At 36.6% G+C, this 17,395-nt stretch carries 18 protein-coding genes and 1 other annotated feature; of the genes, 17 read left to right on the plus strand and 1 reads right to left on the minus strand.

The genetic code is table 11. The annotated features are described in order from the left end of the window. Positions 1 to 138 precede the first annotated feature (138 nt). Positions 139 to 358: a binding site (T-box leader), on the plus strand. 40 nt (positions 359 to 398) lie between these two features. The 13 genes from alaS (at position 399) to DN410_RS15195 (ending at position 13,294) form a co-directional block, all read left to right on the plus strand. Next, positions 399 to 3,041 carry an alanine--tRNA ligase gene (gene alaS / locus DN410_RS15135; protein ID WP_149177118.1) on the plus strand — a complete coding sequence of 881 codons (2,643 nt, stop codon included), beginning with the start codon at positions 399 to 401 and terminating at the stop codon, positions 3,039 to 3,041. A gap of 76 nt (positions 3,042 to 3,117) precedes the next feature. Further along, positions 3,118 to 3,384 carry an IreB family regulatory phosphoprotein gene (locus tag DN410_RS15140; RefSeq protein WP_000348590.1) on the plus strand — a complete coding sequence of 89 codons (267 nt, stop codon included), beginning with the start codon at positions 3,118 to 3,120 and terminating at the stop codon, positions 3,382 to 3,384. Between the two features lie 3 nt (positions 3,385 to 3,387). After that, positions 3,388 to 3,801 carry a Holliday junction resolvase RuvX gene (gene ruvX / locus DN410_RS15145; RefSeq protein ID WP_149177119.1) on the plus strand — a complete coding sequence of 138 codons (414 nt, stop codon included), beginning with the start codon at positions 3,388 to 3,390 and terminating at the stop codon, positions 3,799 to 3,801. A gap of 12 nt (positions 3,802 to 3,813) precedes the next feature. Beyond that, the gene (locus tag DN410_RS15150) at positions 3,814 to 4,092 is read left to right on the plus strand and encodes a DUF1292 domain-containing protein (RefSeq protein WP_000392247.1); all 279 of its coding nucleotides are present in this window, start codon (positions 3,814 to 3,816) and stop codon (positions 4,090 to 4,092) included. A 219-nt stretch (positions 4,093 to 4,311) separates the two neighbouring features. Beyond that, positions 4,312 to 5,382, plus strand: a complete 1,071-nt coding sequence (mltG, locus tag DN410_RS15155; protein ID WP_149177120.1) for an endolytic transglycosylase MltG — start codon at positions 4,312 to 4,314, stop codon at positions 5,380 to 5,382. Positions 5,383 to 5,585: 203 nt separating this feature from the next. Beyond that, entirely contained in the window at positions 5,586 to 6,227 is a 642-nt protein-coding gene (locus DN410_RS15160; RefSeq protein ID WP_000389100.1) for an O-methyltransferase, read from the plus strand. A 7-nt stretch (positions 6,228 to 6,234) separates the two neighbouring features. Next, positions 6,235 to 7,164 carry a peptidase U32 family protein gene (locus DN410_RS15165; RefSeq protein ID WP_149177121.1) on the plus strand — a complete coding sequence of 310 codons (930 nt, stop codon included), beginning with the start codon at positions 6,235 to 6,237 and terminating at the stop codon, positions 7,162 to 7,164. Between the two features lie 18 nt (positions 7,165 to 7,182). Beyond that, positions 7,183 to 8,463 carry a peptidase U32 family protein gene (locus tag DN410_RS15170; protein WP_000217969.1) on the plus strand — a complete coding sequence of 427 codons (1,281 nt, stop codon included), beginning with the start codon at positions 7,183 to 7,185 and terminating at the stop codon, positions 8,461 to 8,463. A 17-nt stretch (positions 8,464 to 8,480) separates the two neighbouring features. Then, on the plus strand, positions 8,481 to 9,119 hold the full coding sequence (gene udk / locus DN410_RS15175; protein WP_000537082.1) for a uridine kinase: 639 nt from the start codon (positions 8,481 to 8,483) through the stop codon (positions 9,117 to 9,119). A 277-nt stretch (positions 9,120 to 9,396) separates the two neighbouring features. Then, positions 9,397 to 9,852, plus strand: a complete 456-nt coding sequence (gene greA / locus DN410_RS15180; protein ID WP_179958620.1) for a transcription elongation factor GreA — start codon at positions 9,397 to 9,399, stop codon at positions 9,850 to 9,852. A gap of 129 nt (positions 9,853 to 9,981) precedes the next feature. Then, on the plus strand, positions 9,982 to 10,662 hold the full coding sequence (locus DN410_RS15185; RefSeq protein ID WP_149177122.1) for a hypothetical protein: 681 nt from the start codon (positions 9,982 to 9,984) through the stop codon (positions 10,660 to 10,662). Between the two features lie 86 nt (positions 10,663 to 10,748). Further along, positions 10,749 to 12,503, plus strand: a complete 1,755-nt coding sequence (locus DN410_RS15190) for a peptidoglycan D,D-transpeptidase FtsI family protein (protein WP_149177123.1) — start codon at positions 10,749 to 10,751, stop codon at positions 12,501 to 12,503. Between the two features lie 116 nt (positions 12,504 to 12,619). After that, positions 12,620 to 13,294, plus strand: a complete 675-nt coding sequence (locus DN410_RS15195; protein ID WP_149177124.1) for a YrrS family protein — start codon at positions 12,620 to 12,622, stop codon at positions 13,292 to 13,294. On the opposite strand, the gene DN410_RS15200 is transcribed toward DN410_RS15195, so the two are convergent. Beyond that, complete coding sequence (locus DN410_RS15200) at positions 13,286 to 13,501, minus strand: YrzA family protein (protein ID WP_000010984.1); 216 nt, start codon at positions 13,499 to 13,501, stop codon at positions 13,286 to 13,288. The two genes, DN410_RS15195 and DN410_RS15200, sit on opposite strands and share 9 nt — an antisense overlap. A gap of 148 nt (positions 13,502 to 13,649) precedes the next feature. Here DN410_RS15200 and DN410_RS15205 point away from each other — a divergent pair, with 148 nt between their 5' ends. From DN410_RS15205 to DN410_RS15220, 4 genes are all read left to right on the plus strand, one after another. Then, on the plus strand, positions 13,650 to 14,288 hold the full coding sequence (locus DN410_RS15205; protein WP_149177125.1) for a class I SAM-dependent DNA methyltransferase: 639 nt from the start codon (positions 13,650 to 13,652) through the stop codon (positions 14,286 to 14,288). Positions 14,289 to 14,302: 14 nt separating this feature from the next. Further along, positions 14,303 to 14,998, plus strand: coding sequence for a 5'-methylthioadenosine/S-adenosylhomocysteine nucleosidase (gene mtnN / locus DN410_RS15210; protein WP_060632349.1), 696 nt, complete (start codon positions 14,303 to 14,305; stop codon positions 14,996 to 14,998). Between the two features lie 82 nt (positions 14,999 to 15,080). Next, a complete protein-coding gene (locus DN410_RS15215) occupies positions 15,081 to 16,004 on the plus strand; it encodes an O-acetylserine dependent cystathionine beta-synthase (RefSeq protein ID WP_149177126.1) in 924 nt (307 codons plus the stop codon). A gap of 3 nt (positions 16,005 to 16,007) precedes the next feature. Continuing rightward, positions 16,008 to 17,141, plus strand: coding sequence for a bifunctional cystathionine gamma-lyase/homocysteine desulfhydrase (locus tag DN410_RS15220; RefSeq protein WP_149177127.1), 1,134 nt, complete (start codon positions 16,008 to 16,010; stop codon positions 17,139 to 17,141). The last annotated feature ends 254 nt before the right edge of the window (positions 17,142 to 17,395 follow it).

The following is a 17,395-nucleotide window of genomic DNA, read 5'->3' on the forward strand; positions in this document are numbered from 1 at the left end:
ATGAATTGCATAATATATGAAAAGGCTGTTAAGAATGAATAGTGGAATAACTATGGTTAGTAAGCAATTGATATAATATAAATGATTATCTACATTGACAAACTTAAGAGAATTCTATTATATTTAGTCATATAATACATTAAATCAATGATGGAACAAGTACGTTACAGTCCATTTATAGAGAGAAGCTTCCATATGGCTGAAAGAAGCTTTAAATGAAGGGTAACAGAAAGCTAATCCTGAGAGCAGCTAATCACTGCCGTCTTGCCACGTTACGGCACCATGAGGTGATGAATTGATTCGTATCGTAATCAATTCATAATTAGGGTGGTATCGCGAGTTAACTCTCGTCCCTTTTATAGGGGCGGGAGTTTTTTATATTTAAGGAGGAAAATACAATGAAACAACTAACAGGCGCACAAATCCGTCAAATGTTTTTAGACTTTTTCCAAGAAAAAGGACATGCAGTAGAACCTAGTGCATCACTAGTTCCACATGAAGATCCATCTCTTTTATGGATTAACAGTGGTGTAGCAACATTAAAAAAATATTTTGATGGACGTGTAATCCCGCAAAATCCACGTATTACAAATGCTCAAAAATCAATTCGTACAAACGATATTGAAAACGTAGGGAAAACAGCTCGTCACCATACATTCTTTGAAATGTTAGGGAACTTCTCAATCGGTGATTACTTTAAAGAAGAAGCAATTACTTGGGCTTGGGAATTCTTAACGAGCGACAAATGGATCGGATTCGATAAGGAATTATTATCCGTTACAATCCATCCAGAAGATGAAGAAGCATTCACAATTTGGAATGAGAAAATGGGTGTTCCGAAAGAGCGCATTATCCGTTTAGAAGAAAACTTCTGGGATATCGGTGAAGGACCAAGTGGACCGAATACAGAGATTTTCTATGACCGCGGAGAAGCTTACGGTAATGACTTTAGTGACCCAGAATTATATCCAGGCGGAGAAAACGAGCGTTACTTAGAAGTATGGAACCTTGTATTCTCTCAATTTAACCATAATCCAGACGGTTCATATACACCGCTTCCTAAGAAAAACATCGATACAGGGATGGGTCTAGAGCGTATGACATCTATCGTTCAAGATGTGCCTACAAACTTTGATACAGACCTATTTATGCCGATGATTGGTGCAACAGAGTCAATTTCTGGTGAGAAATATCGTGATGGCGACTTAGAAAAAGATATGGCATTTAAAGTAATTGCTGACCATATCCGTACTGTAACATTCGCTGTTGGTGATGGTGCTCTTCCATCTAACGAAGGTCGTGGTTATGTATTACGTCGTTTATTACGCCGCGCTGTTCGTTATTCGAAGAAATTAAACATCAACCGTCCATTTATGTTTGAATTAGTACCGGTTGTTGGAGAAGTAATGAAAGACTTCTATCCAGAAGTACTTGAGAAGAAAGATTTCATCGCAAAAGTTGTGAAAAATGAAGAAGAGCGTTTCCACGAAACACTTCATGATGGTGAAGCAATTTTAGCTGAAGTTATCGCAAAAGCAAAAGAAGAAAAAACAACTGTTATTTCTGGAGTAGATGCGTTCCGTCTATATGACACATACGGTTTTCCAATTGAATTAACAGAAGAATATGCAGAAGAAGCTGGTATGACAGTTGATCAAGCAGGTTTTGAAAGTGAAATGGAAAAACAACGTGAGCGCGCACGTGCTGCTCGTCAAGACGTTGATTCTATGCAAGTTCAAGGCGGTGTCCTTGGAGAGGTGAAAGTAGCGAGCGAGTTCGTTGGTTACGGTACAGTTGCAACAGAAGGTAACGTTGTTGCACTTGTGAAAAACGGTGAATACACAGATAGCTTACAAGCAGGTGAAGAAGGACAATTAATGCTTGATGTAACACCATTCTACGCTGAGAGCGGTGGACAAATTGCAGACCGTGGTTACCTTCTTGCTGATGGCGTGAAAGTGCTTGTAAAAGACGTACAAAAAGCACCAAACGGCCAAAACTTGCACAAAGTTGTTGTTGAAGAAGGTACATTAACGAAAGATGCGGCTGTAAAAGCTATTATCGATACGAAAAACCGTAGTAGCGTTGTGAAGAACCATACAGCAACTCACTTACTACACCAAGCATTAAAAGATGTACTTGGAACGCACGTTAACCAAGCGGGTTCTCTTGTAACTTCTGAACGTTTACGCTTTGACTTCTCTCACTTCGGTCAAGTACAAGCTGACGAATTAGAAAAAATTGAGCGTATTGTAAACGAGAAAATTTGGGAAAGTATTGATGTTGAGATTTCTCAAAAAGCAATCGAAGAAGCGAAAGAAATGGGCGCAATGGCATTATTCGGTGAAAAATACGGTGATGTTGTACGCGTTGTACAAGTTGGCGATTACAGCTTAGAGCTTTGCGGTGGTTGTCACGTTGATAACACAGCTTCTATCGGTATTTTCAAAATTGTTGCTGAGTCTGGTATCGGTGCAGGAACTCGTCGTATTGAGGCGGTAACTGGTAAGTCTGCATACGAATTAATGAACGATCAAGTAGGCTTATTAAAAGAAGCAGCTGGAAAAATGAAAACAAATCCGAAAGACATTTTAACAAGAGTAGATGGTTTATTTGCTGAAGTAAAACAACTTCAAAAAGAAAACGAATCTCTTGCAGCAAAATTAAGCAATATTGAAGCTGGAAACTTAACTGATTCAGTAATGACAGTTGATGGCGTGAACGTATTAGCGGCAAAAGTAAATGTTGCGGATATGAACAACTTACGTACGATGATGGATGACCTGAAAAATAAATTAGAGTCAGCAGTTGTCGTATTAGCGTCTGTAAATGATGACAAAGTAAACATCTTAGCTGGCGTAACGAAAGATTTAATTAGCCAAGGATACCATGCTGGTAAACTTGTGAAAGAAGTAGCTTCTCGTTGTGGCGGTGGCGGTGGTGGCCGTCCTGATATGGCACAAGCGGGCGGTAAAAACCCAGCGCAAGTTGAGGAAGCTTTAGCATTTGTACAAGAGTACGTTAAATCTGTTTCAAAATAAAGAGATAGTAGTGTACAATGGTAGGGAGAGGAGAAGTTCTTCTCCCTATACTTACTATATAAGTGAGGTGCTTGAAATGGACGGTTTTGATAAAACAATGAAGTTTAGCATTCAAGATGAAAAACAGAGTGTCCATGTAAACGATGTACTTTTAACTGTGTATGATGCACTTCAAGAAAAAGGTTATAATCCGATTAACCAAATCGTCGGTTATTTATTAAGTGGAGACCCAGCATACATACCTCGCCATAAAGATGCTCGAAGCATTATTCGTAAGCTTGAACGTGATGAGTTAATCGAAGAGCTTGTGAAGTCTTACTTGAAACATCATCGTGAGGAGTAGTTTATGCGGATATTAGGTTTAGATGTAGGTACAAAAACAGTCGGAGTTGCAATTAGCGACGAAATGGGCTGGACAGCACAAGGACTGGAAACAATCAAGATTAACGAAGAACGAGGTCATTTTGGTTTTGATCGTATTTCTGAGTTAGTAAAACAGTACGATGTGGACAAAATAGTAGTAGGTTTACCTAAAAATATGAATGGTACAATTGGCCCGCGTGGTGAAGCTTGCCAGCAATTTGCAGAAAACCTACGAGAGCTGTTACAATTAGAAGTTGTAATGTGGGACGAGCGTTTGTCAACAATGGCAGCGGAACGTCTACTCATTTCAGCTGATGTAAGTCGTAAGAAACGAAAACAAGTAATCGATAAGATGGCTGCAGTCGTAATCTTACAAGGATTTTTAGATAGTAAATAAGAGGTGACCAAAATGGAAGAAAATCAAATTACAATTGTAGACGAAAAAGGTAACGAACATTTATGTGAAATTATTTTCACTTTTGATGCTGAAAAATTTGGCAAAAAATCATACGTAGTCTTCTCTCCAATCGGTGAAGTAGACGAAGATGGAGATCAAATTTATGATGCAATGGCTTATGAGCAAAATGAAGAAGAGGGCGGAACTTTACTTCCAATCGAATCTGAAGAAGAGTGGGAAATGGTACAAGAAATGTTCAACACTCTAGCTGACGAGCAAGAAGCAGAATAATAAGTACTGAAAAGGTGGACGACATATAGTCCATCTTTTTTTATATGTAAAATGAAAGATTTTTTGTCGAAACTGTGTAATCCTTTGTAGTATAATGAGACGGATTGTAAAAAAATAAGGTGTCTATCAAAAAAACGATAGGTAAATTTGTTGTTGTTTTCCATCGTGTTGTATAGAAATATGTACATATGGCCTACAATTGAATAAGGAGGAAGAGTTTTGATAGAGAATCAAGTGAAAAAGAAGCGTAGACGCATTTTTTTATTTTCGATTATTGCACTGCTTTTAGTTTGTGGTTCAGTCTATGCGTATATTTCATCGGCATTAGGACCAGTTGATAGCGGGAATAAAAAAGAGATTGAAGTAGAAATTCCAAAGGGATCATCTACTAGTAAAATTGGTGAGATTTTAGAAGAAAAAGGTGCTGTAAAAAACGGTACAGTTTTTAGTTTTTATACAAAGGCTAAATCTAAAAATTTACAAGCGGGTACATATTTATTAAATCCTTCAATGAGTGCGAAAGATGTTATCGAGCAAATGTCATCTGGTAATGTACATCGTCCAGCTCTTTATAAAGTGACGATAAAAGAAGGTGCACAAGTAACTGAAATTGCAGAAACGGTTGCAAACGAATTAAAGTGGAATAAAGATGATGTCGTACGTCAATTAAACGATAAAGCATTTATTCAAAAAATGCAGCAAAAGTATCCGAAGTTATTAACGGATAAAATCTTTGATAGCAATATTAAATACCCATTAGAAGGGTATTTATACCCTGCGACATATTCTTTCTATAAGAAAGATACGACGCTAGAGGAAGTTGTAATTCCGATGCTTGAGAAAACGAATGCAATCATTGTTCAAAACGAGGAGAAAATGAAAGCGAAGAACTGGGATGTTCATCAGCTTTTAACATTATCTTCCCTTATTGAGGAAGAGGCAACTGGTTTTACAGATCGCCAAAAGATATCTAGTGTGTTCTATAATCGTTTAGCAAAAGGGATGCCGCTTCAAACAGATCCAACGGTATTATACGCACTTGGAAAGCATAAACAACGTGTATTATACGAAGATTTAAAAGTAAACTCACCGTACAATACGTATGTTGTGAAAGGATTGCCAGTGGGACCAATTGCAAACTCTGGTAAACATTCAGTAGAAGCAGCATTAGAACCTGCGCAAACAGATTATTATTATTTCTTAGCTGCACCAACTGGTGAAGTGTACTATGCGAAAACGTTAGAAGAGCATAATGCATTAAAGCAAAAATATATTACGAAAAAACAGTGAAATGGGGAGGGATAGCGAAAAAGGTCGCACATCCCTCTTTTTTGTGGTAAAATATATCGGGTTAAAAACTGGCAGAAGAATCGTTTTTAATATCAAAACGGGACGTACAAGCTAAGGGTGAAGCTGGCTTGTATTTTTATTGCATTCTATGTGTGAAAAGACGTCATAGAGGCACTTCTCCATGTAAATAAGGAGGACCATTTATGGAGGATGCAGTTAACGAGTACCTATTATCATTTATTGATCCGAAAGATAAATTAATTCTGGAAATGGAAGAATATGCAACAGAAAATCATGTGCCGATTATGGATCGACTTGGAATGGAATTTATGCTGCAATTTTTACGTTTAATTGGACCGAAAAGCATTTTAGAGCTTGGTACGGCAATTGGCTATTCTAGTATTCGTATGATGCAAGCTATTCCAAATTCACGTATTGTGACAGTTGAGCGCAATCGTGAACGATATGAAAAAGCACTTGAATATATAGAGCGTTCCCCAGTAAAAGAACGTATTTCAGTTATATACGGTGATGCGTTAGAAACGGGCGAACAAGTAAAAGAACACGGAACATTTGACGTTATTTTTATTGATGCAGCAAAAGGACAATATCGTCGCTTTTTTGACTTATATGAACCGTTATTAAATCCTGGTGGCGTAATTATTTCAGATAATGTTATGTATCATGGACTTGTAACGACTAAAGAGAAGATTGAAAACAGACGTACACGTGGTTTAATCCGTCGTATTAAGACGTACAATGAATGGCTTATGAACCATGAAGGATATGATACAACGATTTTCCCAATTGGTGATGGAGTAGCTGTTAGTAAAAAGAGAGGGTGACCAAGGTATGAAGAAACCTGAATTGTTAGTAACGCCAAAAACATTGGCGGATATCGAATCTCTTGCGAAAGCAGGGGCAGATGCGGTAATGATCGGTGAGCAAAAGTTTGGTTTACGTTTAGCAGGGGAATTTGCACGTGAAGATGTAAAACAAGCTGTTCATATTGCGCATGAAAATGGTGTGAAAGTATACGTAGCAATGAATGCTATGTTCCACAACGATAAAGTAGAAGAGTTAACAGATTATGTTGCATTTTTAAACGAAGTAAATGTAGATGCAATTGTTTTCGGAGATCCAGCGGTATTAATGGCTGTTCGCGAAGTAGCGCCAAATATGCAGTTGCACTGGAATACAGAAACGACAGCAACAAACTGGTTTACTTGTAACTACTGGGGACAAAGAGGAGCAAAACGTGCTGTATTAGCTCGCGAGCTTAGCTTAGATGAAATTGTTGAATTAAAAGAAAATGCTGAAGTGGAGCTTGAAGTACAAATTCACGGTATGACTTGCATGTTCCAATCGAAGCGTTCACTAGTAGGAAACTACTTTGAGTATCAAGGACGTAATCTTGACATTGAAAAGAAAAAATATGAAGAGAATATGTTCTTATATGATCCAGAGCGTAACAATAAATATCCAATTTATGAAGATGAAAATGGTACGCATATTATGAGCCCAAATGATATTTGTTTCATCGATGAATTAGAGGAATTAATCGATGGTGAAGTAGATAGCTTTAAAATCGACGGTGTACTAAAAAGTTCTGAATACATTATCGAAGTAACGAAAAAGTATCGTAAAGCAATTGATTTATGTGTAGAAGATCGTGATGCGTATTATGACGTGAAAGATGACTTATATAAAGAGATAGAAGAAATGCAACCAGTAAATCGTCCGTTAGATACAGGATTCTTCTTTAAAGAAACGGTTTACTAAACGAGGAGGGTGTAGGAAATGACTGTACAAGAAATTTCACGAGTGATCGATGGCAAACGCGTTATTGTGAAGAAACCTGAACTGTTAATCCCTGCGGGTAACTTAGAAAAATTAAAAGTAGCTATCCATTACGGGGCAGATGCTGTATATTTAGGTGGACAAGAATTTGGTCTTCGTTCGAATGCAGGTAACTTTACGCTGGAAGAAATGGCAGAAGGCGTTGAATTTGCAAAGAAATATGGAGCAAAAATATATGTAACAACAAATATCTTTGCACATAATGAGAATATGGACGGGCTAGAGGAATATTTAAAAGGGATTGAAAAAGCTGGCGTAACGGGAATTATCGTTGCCGATCCGCTTATTATTGAGACGTGTAAACGTGTAGCACCTTCTGTTGAGGTGCATTTAAGTACACAACAATCACTATCCAACTGGAAAGCAGCACAGTATTGGAAAGAAGAAGGTTTACATCGTCTTGTATTAGCTCGTGAAGCAAGCTATGAAGAAATGAAAGAAATTAAAGAAAAAGTGGATATTGAAATTGAAGCATTCGTCCATGGTGCAATGTGTATCGCTTATTCAGGAAGATGTACATTAAGTAACCATATGACAGCACGTGACTCTAACCGTGGTGGTTGTTGTCAGTCTTGTCGCTGGGACTACGATTTAGTTCAAACAGTATCACAACATAAAGATGCAAAAGAGCTGCCTCTATTCCAAGAAGAAGATGCTCATTTTGCAATGAGTCCAAAAGATTTAAATTTAATTTTATCAATACCGAAAATGATTGAAATTGGAATTGATAGCTTAAAGGTTGAAGGACGTATGAAATCAATCCATTATGTAGCGACTGTAGCAACTGTATATCGCAAAGTAATTGATGCGTATTGTGCGGATCCAGATAACTTTGAGTTTAAACAAGAATGGTTAGATGAGCTTGATAAATGTGCAAACCGTGATACAGCTCCTGCATTCTTTGAAGGGGTTCCAGGACATCAAGAGCAAATGTTTGGAAATCATAGTAAGAAAACAACGTATGATTTTGCTGGTTTAGTGTTAGATTATAATGAAGAAACGGGCATCGTAACGATTGAACAACGTAATCATTTCAAACCAGGACATGAAGTGGAGTTCTTTGGACCAGAAATAGAAAACTTTACGCAGACGGTGGAGAAAATTTGGGATGAGGATGGAAACGAATTAGATGCAGCGAGACATCCGTTGCAAATCGTGAAATTCAAAGTGGATCAACCAGTGTATGTGAATAATATGATGCGCAAAAGCATACTTCAATAAGAAAGAGTGATAGTCGAATGGGGACGAATAAGCCTGTTGTAATTGGAATTGCTGGTGGTTCAGGATCAGGTAAAACGAGTGTAACGAAAGCGATTTTTGACCATTTTAAAGGTCATTCTATTTTAATCTTAGAGCAAGATTATTATTACAAAGATCAAAGCCATTTACCAATGGAAGAGCGTTTAAAAACAAATTATGATCATCCGCTTGCATTTGATAATGATCTGTTAATTGAACATTTGCAGCAGTTGCTTGCATATGAGCAAATTGATAAGCCTGTATATGACTATACATTGCATACGCGTTCAGAAGAAGTTATTCCAGTTGAGCCGAAAGATGTAATCATTTTAGAAGGAATTCTTATTTTAGAAGACCCACGTCTTTGTGAGTTAATGGACATTAAGCTGTTTGTTGATACAGATGCGGATCTTCGTATCCTGCGCCGCATGCAGCGAGACATTAAAGAGCGTGGTCGTACGATGGATTCAGTTATTGATCAATACGTAAGTGTTGTACGTCCAATGCACAATCAATTTATTGAGCCTTCTAAGAAATTTGCAGATATTATTATTCCTGAAGGTGGACAAAACCACGTTGCAATTGATATTATGGTGACAAAAATTGCAACAATTCTTGAACAAAAAGTAAATTTGTAATAGCATAGTAAAAGATATACGATAGGAAGGGATTTTTTCCCTTCCTATCGAATACAATGAAACATGCAACCTCATCTATATATAGGTGAGGGCATATTTATATCAACTTTCCATACATATCTTCTTTATATAAAGAAGAATTGGAAATACGGGGTTGTATGTGACAACTCCGCTAGTGCAGGCGTGCTAGAAACCTCCGCTCTACATATAAGCGGGGGAGTTTTCATATGGAACTCCTCTTTTTTCGGGGGATTGGTATATAAAAGGAGTGGAAAATATGGCAACAGAAAAAACATACCCTATGACGCAAGAGGGTAAGCAAAAGCTAGAGAACGAACTTGAGGATTTAAAAACGGTAAAACGTAAAGAGGTTGTAGAGCGCATTAAGATTGCACGTAGCTTCGGAGATCTTTCTGAGAACTCTGAGTACGATGCGGCGAAAGATGAGCAAGCGTTCGTAGAAGGACGTATTACACAATTAGAAAACATGATTCGTAATGCAGTTATCATCACAGATAACGGCGAAGAATCTACTGTTGTTACATTAGGTAAAACAGTAACATTTAAAGAGTTACCAGGTGGAGATGAAGAATCTTACACAATCGTAGGTAGCGCAGAAGCAGACCCATTTGAAGGAAGAATTTCTAACGATTCTCCAATCGCAAAAAGCTTATTAGGTAAGCAAATTGGTGAAAAAGTAGCAATTCAAACACCAGGTGGAGAAATGCAGTAGAGATTTTATCTGTAAAATGGAAAAATGTATGAACATTTGAACGATTCGACAGGAAATGTCAAAAAGTTACTTTAAGCTTTGATATCATAATTAAGAACTATAGGTTTTAATAGGGAAAAGGGGCTAATTATGAAACATAAAATCTTTACAGGACTGGTTTGTAGTATATCCATATTAGGGCTCGTTGCATGTGGAACGAATGAGGAAACTACATCATCAAAGGGCGAAAAAATAAAGCAAGAAGAAAAAAAGGATACTAGAGCAACTGAGGGTTCAAAAAACGTAGAAAATCCACAAGATAAAAAGGAATTTGATGATTTTGATGTAGCATATCAATTAGCTATTGTGATGAAAATGTTTCAAAATGTAACAATTAAGTATGATTATGCGATTGGAAATCCAGATTATTTATTGCGAGACTCAATGGACCAAAAAACAATAGATGACATGAAGAATATGTTGCAAGAACAGGCGAAGAATAATGATAAAATTTTAAAGGATGAAGTAAATCAAGCATATACATATTTGAAACAATCGAAAGTAAGTAATAAAGATGATATTCAAAAAATAATAGATGCAGAAAATAATTACTTACAAATTGTAGATAAAATGATTGCTTGTATTGATTCTGTAACAGTCGAGAATGCTAAAGAAAAAAGAAGTGAAATGAATAATTTAAGTGAGGAATATTTAAAAGTAGCGGCTAACGTAACACCTACTGTAATTGAAGCTGCCAAAAACACTGGGGTGAATGAAACAGAATTTAAATCGCTTCTTATGAAATTTCTAGAGCAGCCAAAGAAGCAATAACAGCTTATGTAATATGTATTTTTGTTTTGTAGCTTGTATAAATAAAATGGTACCTCGTCTAAACTACAATAGACGAGGTGTTTTTTATGGAAATAAAACGGAGAATTACAATTGTATTAATTTGTTTTATATGTGTTATGTTTTTATTACTTTGTCGTTTAATTCAAATACAAATTATAGATACAGAATCATTTACAGATCGCAAGATTAATTTAATTGAAAAAAGTGTTACACAACGGACGCAATCTATTACGATAGATGATGGAAGAGGGCGTTTTATATATCAGAACGGTAAGGAAATAGATGAGGAAAAGTATCCGGTGTTAATTATTTTTCCGTTTTTACAAATAAAAAACGGCATGTTAGAGAAAATTGCGCATATCATTGGTTTGTCGAGACAAGAGATCGAAAATCAAATGAAAGATAAGAAAAATGCCTTTGTATTGCAAAGAGGAAATGGTCCATTTCGATTGACACAAGAGCACATGGAGAAGGTGAATCAATTAAATGTATTAGGTGTTGTAGCAGCCGAAGTGCGATTAAAACAAACTGGAGCGATGAATCATTTAATTGGTGATGTGGGAGAGAATGAACAAGAATTTCAAAAGCGATACGGAGAAGTGAAAAAAATTTCAAAGCAAACACCAATCGGCATTTCTGGGTTACAGCAATCATTTGATGAATTTCTATTGACTGATGGAGAGGCAAAAGTATTGTATCAAGTGGATCGACAAGGGGAACCGATTTTTGGAAAACAAGCGAAATATACTTCACCAGGAAATCCATTTTATCCAGTTACGATTCAAACTACGTTACATAAAGAATTGCAGCAAAAAGCAGAAGAGGTAATTGAAGAAAGTGAAATAAAGAAGGGGGGATTAGTATTACTTGATGTAAAGAAGAATGAAATTTTGGCGATGGTCAGCAAACCATTTGTACAGATGAAAGACGAGAATTTATATAAGGCTACACTTGAGAATCAAATGTTAACACCGCACTTTCCGGGCTCTGTTTTTAAAACAGTAGTTGCAGCGGCAGTGATTGATCAAAATGTGAATGTGTTTAACCGCACATTCAATTGTGATAAAGATTTATATGGTGAAAATCGTTCACAAGTTATGATGGGCACAATCAGTTTTAAAGAGAGCTTTGCTAGAAGCTGTAATAGGACATTTTCAGAGCTAGGTAATGAGCTAATGCAAAAGGATAGGGCGGTGCTAGAAACTTACGTAGCGGCTTTAGGGGGCGCTGAAAAGGTTGGGTGGAAAGGTTCAGTGTTTCATACAGCGCATTTTGAGCAAATGCCTGAGGAGAAGGGTGCTACTATTTGGGGGAATGAAGTAAATAAGAATAGTAATAAAGCGATAGCACAAACAGCAATTGGACAGAAAGATGTACGTATATCACCTTTAGCGATTGCAAATATGATGGCGACGATTGCTAGAAATGGAGAAAAGATGGAAGTGAAAGCTGTTGAGAAAATAGTGTATAAAAATGGAACGGATTTTTTTACATTTGGAAACCATACATTAAATGGAAAACAGCTTTCGCATGAAACAGTGAAAACATTACAAGATTTATTAAGGAGTGTTGTAACGACAGAGAAAGGAACAGGAGCAGCATTCAGGTCGTTACCATTAAGTGTCGCTGGAAAATCTGGGACAGCACAAACAGGAAAGGGAACGAAAGTGAATCGTTGGTTTGCAGGTTATTTTCCATATGAAAATCCAAGATATGCTTTAGTTGTCGTTGATATAGAAACTGATAGTAATGTAAATAAAGTTACACCTGTTTTTAAAGATATTGTAGAGGCAATCTATCGATTAGAGAATGAAAAGTAATCTTGCAATTTATAGTAAAATGTTTTCATTTCATGAAAATATTATTGTAAATGTTCAACCTTTCTAGATTTAATGTTACAATAGCAAGTATGAAAAACTGCATGGAGGTTTGAAGAATGGCAGGAGGATCTAGATTCCAACAGAAACAACAAAAACGTCGTCAAAACGGTGTTTTAAATATTGCAATTGCTATTGTGTTACTATTAGTAGCTATTGTAGCATATCAATTGTTTGTTCCTAATACGAAAGAGCAAGCATCTTCTACTGAAAAGAAAGTATCTCAGCAAACAACAAAGAATGAGAAATCTGGAAAATCAGAAGATAAAGAAGCTACTAAGAAAAAAGAGCAAGCAGAAGCTAAACAAAAGGCTGAAGAAGAGAAGTTAAAAGCTGAGGAAGAAAAGAAACAAGCTGAAGAAGAAGCTAAATCTAATGAAAAAGTACCAGCTGAAAAAACACAGCCAAAGGCAACAGATGCTTATACGAAATCTTCTTGGAAGCCAGTAGGTACAGAGCAAGGTGCAACACCTGCGATGACGTTTAAAAAAGGTACAGCAGATTGGAATGAGATGAATCAAGCGATTTCAGCTGCAATTGATGTTCCGGTAGAGCAATTAGTTATTCATAGAATCGGAAATAACGGTAAGAATAAAGCTTACGGCAACGTACAAGATAAGCAATCAGGTAAAAAATATTATGTAAATATTGATTGGGTAGACAATGAGGGCTGGAAACCAGTACTTGTAAAAAAGAGAAGCTCTTTAGGAGTTCTCTTTTTTAGTTTAGCGTAATTTTTTTAACTTAAAATGAACAACGGCGCTATAATACGGCCTTTTGCTTTCGGGATCCATAACCATTTGATGTGAGATATGATGAACTTCAAGCATAAGTGCTTTATTATTATCGATTTGTTCACTAATTTTTCGTTCTAAAGAAGCCAAGTCTCCCGCTTCAAAAAATTCTACTTTATCTTCTAACATTTCAAAGGTAAATGACACGAAGACGACCCCTCTCCTATGTAATCACCTATAGTGTAACAAAGAAAAGAAGGAAATACCATGTGCATTTTAATTGACATTTTAATTGACATTTTTAGAAAGAGGGCATATTATACTGATAAAACCGATAAGAAAAAGGGGAATTTTTATGGGTACAGAATTTAATGGTTTATTTGATGAGTGGGCTCATACGTACGACTCATTCGTACAAGGTGAAGATATACAATATAAAGAAGTTTTCGCCCGTTATGAGGACATTCTAGAGGATGTAGTTAACAAGTCATTTGGTAATGTATTAGAATTTGGTGTTGGTACTGGTAATTTAACAAATAAATTATTACTTGCTGGCCGCACAGTTTACGGTATAGAACCGTCACGTGAAATGCGTATGATTGCAAAAGAGAAATTGCCGAAAGAGTTTTCCATTACAGAAGGTGATTTTCTTTCGTTTGAAGTCCCAAATTCAATTGATACCATAGTAAGCACCTATGCATTTCATCATTTAACAGATGATGAAAAAAATGTAGCGATTGCGAAGTATAGTCAATTGCTAAACAAAGGTGGTAAAATAGTGTTTGCTGATACGATATTTGCAGATCAAGATGCATATGATAAAACTGTTGAAACAGCAAAACAAAGAGGTTTTCATCAGTTAGCGAACGATTTGCAAACGGAATACTATACACGTATTCCAGTCATGCAGTCTATTTTTGAAAACAATGGCTTCCATGTAACGTTTACGAGATTAAATCATTTCGTTTGGGTAATGGAGGCAACTAAGCAATAGAAAGAGGGATTAGATTGAGAATTGCTGTAATTGGAGCAATGGAAGAAGAAGTACGTATTTTACGTGACAAATTAGAACAAGCAGAAACAGAAACGGTTGCGGGTTGTGAATTTACGAAAGGACTATTAGCAGGACATGAAGTAATCTTGTTAAAGTCTGGTATTGGTAAAGTAAATGCAGCGATGTCAACGACAATTTTATTAGAAAGATATAAGCCTGAAAAAGTAATCAATACTGGTTCAGCTGGTGGATTCCATCACTCTCTAAATGTTGGAGATGTCGTTATTTCAACAGAAGTTCGTCACCATGACGTAGACGTAACAGCATTTAACTATGAATATGGTCAAGTACCAGGAATGCCGCCTGGATTCAAGGCTGATGAGGCATTAGTTGCATTAGCTGAGAAATGTATGCAGGCAGAAGAAAATATTCAAGTTGTAAAAGGTATGATTGCAACAGGCGATTCATTTATGAGTGATCCGGACCGCGTTGCAGCCATTCGTGATAAATTTGAAGATCTTTATGCAGTAGAAATGGAAGCAGCAGCTGTTGCACAAGTATGCCACCAATATGAAGTTCCGTTTGTTATCATTCGTGCACTTTCTGATATTGCTGGTAAAGAATCAAATGTTTCATTTGATCAATTTTTAGATCAAGCAGCTCTTCATTCTACAAACTTTATCGTAAAAGTATTAGAAGAGTTAAAGTAATGTAACAAAAAGGCAACTGTCTCATATAAAGAAAATACATACAGTTGCCTTTTCTTTATTGGCAAATAAGGGGGAGAACACGATGAATGTATATCGTGGAGTTCATGAGCTAATTGGTCATACACCAATTGTAGAAATTACTCGTTTTTCACTTCCGGAAGGGGTCCGTTTATTTGCAAAGCTTGAATTTTATAACCCAGGTGGAAGCGTTAAGGATCGTTTAGGAAGAGAATTAATTGAAGATGCGTTAGAAAAAGGGCTTGTTACCCAGGGCGGAACAATTATTGAACCGACTGCTGGAAATACTGGTATTGGACTGGCACTTGCAGCGTTAGAACATGATTTACGCGTTATTGTTTGTGTACCAGAGAAATTTAGTATTGAAAAACAAGAATTAATGAAAGCATTAGGCGCAACGGTTGTGCATACACCGACTGAGCAAGGAATGACCGGTGCAATTGCAAAAGCGAAAGAGTTAGTAAATGAAATACCGAATTCATACTCTCCAAGTCAGTTTGCGAATGAAGCAAACCCTCGTGCTTATTTCAAAACACTAGGACCTGAACTTTGGTCGGCACTTAACGGAGAGATTAACATATTTGTTGCGGGAGCAGGAACTGGTGGTACATTCATGGGGACTGCATCTTATTTGAAAGAAAAAAATATAGATATAAAAACGGTTATTGTGGAACCAGAAGGATCCATTTTAAATGGTGGTAAAGCTGGTTCGCATGAAACAGAAGGGATTGGCCTGGAATTCATCCCGCCATTTTTAAAAACATCTTATTTTGATGCGATTCATACAATCTCTGATCGAAATGCATTTTTACGCGTGAAAGAATTAGCGCAAAAAGAAGGTCTTCTCGTTGGGAGTTCTTCAGGAGCAGCATTTCATGCAAGCTTACTTGAGGCGGAGAAGGCGAAACCAGGTACAAATATTGTAACGATTTTTCCTGACAGTAGTGAGCGCTATTTAAGTAAAGACATATACAAAGGATGGGAATAAAAAATGAGAGCAAAGACAAAGTTAATTCATGGTATTCGCATAGGAGAACCTTCAACTGGATCTGTAAATGTACCGATTTATCAAACGAGTACGTACAAACAAGAAGCAGTTGGTAAGCACCAAGGATATGAATATTCACGTACAGGAAATCCAACACGTGCAGCTTTAGAAGAAATGATTGCTGTATTAGAAAATGGTCATGCTGGCTTTGCATTTGGTTCAGGAATGGCTGCTATTACAGCGACAATTATGTTGTTCTCAAAAGGTGACCACGTTATTTTAACAGATGATGTGTATGGTGGAACGTACCGCGTTATTACGAAAGTATTAAACCGCTTCGGTATTGAGCATACATTTGTAGATACAACAAACTTAGAGGAAGTTGCAGAAGCAATTCGTCCAAATACGAAAGCGATTTATGTGGAAACACCAACGAACCCATTACTGAAAATTACTGATATTAAAAAAATATCTACTCTTGCGAAAGAGAACGATTTATTAACGATTATTGATAATACATTCATGACGCCATATTGGCAGTCGCCGATTTCTTTAGGAGCAGACATTGTACTTCACAGTGCAACGAAATATTTAGGAGGTCATAGTGACGTAGTTGCAGGTCTAGTAGTTGTAAATAGCCAGCAATTAGCAGAAGACCTTCACTTTGTACAAAACTCAACAGGAGGAATTCTTGGCCCGCAAGATAGCTTCTTACTACTTCGTGGTTTAAAAACATTAGGAATTCGTATGGAAGAACATGAAACGAATTCACGCGCAATTGCTGAGTTTTTAAATAATCACCCAAAAGTAAAAAAAGTATATTATCCAGGTCTTGAGTCACATCAAAACCATGCATTAGCAACAGAACAAGCAAATGGATTTGGTGCTATTATCTCATTTGATGTAGATAGTGAAGAAACATTAAATAAAGTACTTGAGAAATTACAATACTTTACACTGGCTGAAAGTTTAGGAGCAGTGGAAAGTTTAATTTCTATCCCATCTCAAATGACACATGCATCAATCCCAGCAGATCGTCGCAAAGAATTAGGAATTACAGATACATTAATTCGAATTTCTGTCGGTATTGAAGACGGCGAAGATTTAATTGAAGATTTAGCACAAGCGTTAGCATAAAAAAATGCACTGCTAATATAGAGCAGTGCATTTTTTTATATTTTTTTGTGAGATATTTCACAAAATAGACATACACAAATGAAATAATTTCGTGTATATTAAGTTCATGAAATGTTACTCACGAACAAACTTGTGAAATATTTCACAAACAATGAGGTTCATGTAGGAAAGCAACTCTATTTTTTTTGTGCTAATCGGGACTTGTTATGACCTATAGGGTCTAATTCAGTCCAAGATAGCAGAATAGGAGGAAT

The sequence above is a fragment of the Bacillus sp. SH5-2 genome (genome assembly GCF_008368905.1).
Classification (GTDB): Bacteria; Bacillota; Bacilli; order Bacillales; family Bacillaceae_G; genus Bacillus_A; species Bacillus_A luti.

What these genes read in the sequence shown, in the direction of transcription:
- DN410_RS15195 (WP_149177124.1), top strand. Translation starts at nt 12,620, where the DNA reads ATGGCAGGAGGATCTAGATTCCAACAGAAACAACAAAAACGTCGTCAA.
- DN410_RS15205 (WP_149177125.1), top strand. Translation starts at nt 13,650, where the DNA reads ATGGGTACAGAATTTAATGGTTTATTTGATGAGTGGGCTCATACGTAC.
- DN410_RS15190 (WP_149177123.1), top strand. Translation starts at nt 10,749, where the DNA reads ATGGAAATAAAACGGAGAATTACAATTGTATTAATTTGTTTTATATGT.
- DN410_RS15220 (WP_149177127.1), top strand. Translation starts at nt 16,008, where the DNA reads ATGAGAGCAAAGACAAAGTTAATTCATGGTATTCGCATAGGAGAACCT.
- alaS (WP_149177118.1), top strand. Translation starts at nt 399, where the DNA reads ATGAAACAACTAACAGGCGCACAAATCCGTCAAATGTTTTTAGACTTT.
- DN410_RS15140 (WP_000348590.1), top strand. Translation starts at nt 3,118, where the DNA reads ATGGACGGTTTTGATAAAACAATGAAGTTTAGCATTCAAGATGAAAAA.
- DN410_RS15160 (WP_000389100.1), top strand. Translation starts at nt 5,586, where the DNA reads ATGGAGGATGCAGTTAACGAGTACCTATTATCATTTATTGATCCGAAA.
- DN410_RS15215 (WP_149177126.1), top strand. Translation starts at nt 15,081, where the DNA reads ATGAATGTATATCGTGGAGTTCATGAGCTAATTGGTCATACACCAATT.
- DN410_RS15170 (WP_000217969.1), top strand. Translation starts at nt 7,183, where the DNA reads ATGACTGTACAAGAAATTTCACGAGTGATCGATGGCAAACGCGTTATT.
- DN410_RS15165 (WP_149177121.1), top strand. Translation starts at nt 6,235, where the DNA reads ATGAAGAAACCTGAATTGTTAGTAACGCCAAAAACATTGGCGGATATC.
- DN410_RS15185 (WP_149177122.1), top strand. Translation starts at nt 9,982, where the DNA reads ATGAAACATAAAATCTTTACAGGACTGGTTTGTAGTATATCCATATTA.
- DN410_RS15150 (WP_000392247.1), top strand. Translation starts at nt 3,814, where the DNA reads ATGGAAGAAAATCAAATTACAATTGTAGACGAAAAAGGTAACGAACAT.
- ruvX (WP_149177119.1), top strand. Translation starts at nt 3,388, where the DNA reads ATGCGGATATTAGGTTTAGATGTAGGTACAAAAACAGTCGGAGTTGCA.
- udk (WP_000537082.1), top strand. Translation starts at nt 8,481, where the DNA reads ATGGGGACGAATAAGCCTGTTGTAATTGGAATTGCTGGTGGTTCAGGA.
- greA (WP_179958620.1), top strand. Translation starts at nt 9,397, where the DNA reads ATGGCAACAGAAAAAACATACCCTATGACGCAAGAGGGTAAGCAAAAG.